At 66.7% G+C, this 3,030-nt stretch carries 4 protein-coding genes; 2 read left to right on the top strand and 2 right to left on the bottom strand.

Going from position 1 to position 3,030, the window contains the following annotated elements; all coding sequences use genetic code 11:
• Positions 1–1,091: MFS transporter (locus LQV45_RS23210; RefSeq protein WP_230009013.1), on the bottom strand; the 1,091-nt coding region annotated here is incomplete at its 3' end.
• A gap of 177 nt (positions 1,092–1,268) precedes the next feature.
• Here LQV45_RS23210 and LQV45_RS23205 point away from each other — a divergent pair.
• Both LQV45_RS23205 and corA read left to right on the top strand, forming a co-directional pair.
• Positions 1,269–1,808, top strand: a complete 540-nt coding sequence (locus tag LQV45_RS23205) for an Lrp/AsnC family transcriptional regulator (RefSeq protein WP_230009014.1) — start codon at positions 1,269–1,271, stop codon at positions 1,806–1,808.
• 7 nt (positions 1,809–1,815) lie between these two features.
• The gene (gene corA, locus LQV45_RS23200) at positions 1,816–2,811 is read left to right on the top strand and encodes a magnesium/cobalt transporter CorA (RefSeq protein ID WP_230009012.1); all 996 of its coding nucleotides are present in this window, start codon (positions 1,816–1,818) and stop codon (positions 2,809–2,811) included.
• Here corA and LQV45_RS23195 read toward each other — a convergent pair.
• Positions 2,808–3,030: hypothetical protein (locus LQV45_RS23195; RefSeq protein WP_230009011.1), on the bottom strand; the 223-nt coding region annotated here is incomplete at its 5' end. The two genes, corA and LQV45_RS23195, sit on opposite strands and share 4 nt — an antisense overlap.

The raw sequence follows: 3,030 nt of genomic DNA, 5'->3' as shown, positions 1-3,030 counted from the left end.
AAGTACGTAATCACGTAGACGGTGCTGATGATCTGGGCGTGCCGCGCGGCCTCCACCCTGCCGGCAACGTCATTGAACACGGTCCGGAAGGCCACGCCCTGCCCCACGCCGGCAGTGATGCTGGCCAGAATCAGCAGCCACGGGCTGCTCCAGGCGGCGGCCGCGGCGATCAGCAGGACGGAGACGCCCAGGACGGCCAGGCCGGCGGACACGGCAAATCGTCCCCGGATGGCCAGCAGCTGGCTCAGGGCTGAGGACCCCAGCGTCAGCCCTGCCAGCAGGCCGATCAGCGGTCGCGAATCGGCGTGGACAATCTGGGCGAAATAGCCGGGGGCGAGCGAGAGGCAGAAGCCAAAAACGGTGAAACTCAGGAAGCCCACGGACGACGCCAGCCAGAAGGCGCCGCGCGCGTCGCTGGAGACCGAGGGCCGCCGCGGTGCCAGGACCCGCAGGGTCTGGGGACCGGCATGCAGGCTGATGGCGGGCCGCGCCTTGAGCAGGTACAGGGGCACCAGCACGGCGGCGAGGACGATCGAGTGCAGGTAGTACGGCGTCGACGTCGGGCCCGGCAGGAGGGACAGCATTCCGCCGATTGCGGGGCCGGCCGCCACCCCGCCGGCGGAGGCCAGGAGCGTGAACCGTGAGGCCCACTCCGGCCGGCTGGGCAGCAGCTCGCGCAGGGCAGCCGAGCTGGCCCCGGTGGCGAGCGCTACGGCGACGCCCTGCAGGGCGCGCCCGGCGGAGAGCGCCACGAGGTTGCCCGCGGTGGCGAAGACAAAGCCGCCGGCCAGGCCCACCAGCACTGCCAGTACGAGGGCGGCGCGGCGGCCGATGTGATCGGACCAGTGGCCGGCCAGGACGAGTGTGGCCACGAGGGCCAGGACGTAGGCCGAGAACGCCACCGTGACATCGAGCGCCGTGATTCCAAGTTTTGCCTGCAACAGCGGGTACAGCGGCGTCGCAAGATTCGCGCCGACCAGCAGCGTAAAGATCACAACCCCGGCCATCACGAGCCGTGCGGTGGTGGAAGCGTCCCAGCCCCAGCGGTCAGCTGTGGCCGGGCGCATGCGGAGTTCGCTAAAGACTGTCATGGCCGTGCCCTTGCATGAAATCGGGCCGCATGCGCTCCCTGTGGGGAACACCGACGGCCCGGTCGAAAAGATTGGTACCTACAGAATGCAATACCAATGATCTGGATGGCCAAGTTCTGTGCCAAAATTGAGCAAAACAGTCATTCTCAGACTGCTCAAGTGAACCGGAGTGATGATTTGAACAGTCTGGACCCCACCGACCTGAAGATCCTGCTGGAGCTGATCCGGGATCCGCGGATCCAGATCGGCGAGCTCAGTGACGCCCTGGGCATCGCCCGGAACACCGCCCAGTCGCGCGTGCGGCGCATGCTGCGCTCCGGTGTACTGCACGACGGCGGCCGTGAAATCGATCTGGAGGCGGTGGGGTACGACGTCGTCGCCTTCGTGACGATCGAGGTCAACCACCGGGAACTCGATGGCGTCGTGGGGGCCCTGCGGCTGATCGCCCAGGTTCTGGAAGTCCACGAGATCTCCGGGCGCGGCGACGTCTGGTGCCGGGTGGTGGCGACGGATACGCACAATCTCCAGGCGGCCCTCCGGTCGATCCTTCGGATCAAAGGCGTCATCCGCACCGAGACCGTCCTGGCGCTGCACACCCATATCCCGTACCGGACCGAGCCGCTGATCAGGCGGCTCGCCCAAGGCAACGCGCTCGCCCCCGGCCGGTCCGCGTCGCGGCGGGCCGGGGGCGCCGAATTCCAGGTGGACAAAGGATAATGTCCCGGTGACTATCATCGACAACGCCGTCTACGTTGACGGCATCCGCAGCGCCGAGCCGCGGAACCTCGAGCAGACTTTTGAGACCCTGACCGAGCACGGGGGCATGGCCTGGATCGGCCTGTACCGGCCGACCACTGAGGAAATGGCGGCCGTGGCGGCAGAATTCAACCTGCACGGGCTGGCGGTGGAGGACGCGATCTCTGCCCATCAGCGCCCCAAACTGGAACGCTACGACGACAACCTGTTCACTGTGCTCCGCCCCGCCAGGTACCTGGACGAGACCGAAACCGTGGAGTTCGGCGAGCTCCACGTCTTCACGGGGCGCAACTTCGTGGTCACCGTCCGGCACGCCGAGACGAAAGTCGTGGGCCAGGTCAGGCGCCGGATGGAGGGCCGGCCCGATCTGCTGCGCCACGGGCCCGAGGCCGTCCTGTACGCGCTCATGGACCAGGTGGTGGATGACTACGGTCCCGTGGTAGCCGGGCTGGAAAACGACATCGACGAGATCGAGGACCAGCTCTTCAGCGGCGACCCCCTGGTGTCCCGGCGGATCTACGAGCTCGCCCGTGAAGTCATCCATTTCCAGCGCGCCATCCACCCGCTCCCGGCAATGATGCAACAGCTCCGCCGGGGCTTCGAGAAGTACCGGGTGGACATCGAACTGCAGCACAGCCTGCGCGACGTCGAGGACCACGTGGAGCGGCTGATTTCCCGCGCCGATTCGTTCCGTGACCTGCTGCAGAATGCGCTCACCCTGGACGGAACCCTGACCGCCAACCGCCAGAACGAGGCCAGCGCGGAACAAAACGAGCAGGTCAAGAAGATCTCGTCGTGGGCCGCGATCTTCTTCGCGCCGACATTTGTGGCCGGACTGTATGGCATGAACTTCGACAACATGCCGGAGCTGCACTGGACGCTTGGCTACCCGATGGCAATCACGCTCATGGCCGGCACGGCGGCGCTGATGTACGCCATCTTCAAGAAGAAAGGCTGGCTCTAGCCAGCGGCGCGGCGGTTCCGGACCTGGACCATGAGCCGTCGGAACGCCAGGACGAACACGACCTCGATCAGCACCATCAGCCCGAGCAGCAGCCACTTCCCGCTGCCGATGAAAACGATGGCCCCGGTGAGGACCAGAATGCTCCCCAGCGCCAGGGAGTAGACGGCAAATCCGAGGGCTACCCTGGCGCTGCGGACGCCCGTGGGGAAGCCGAAGCCC

Source organism: Microbacterium sp. Bi128 (assembly GCF_918698205.1).
This window is presented reverse-complemented; position numbering and strand designations above follow the sequence as displayed.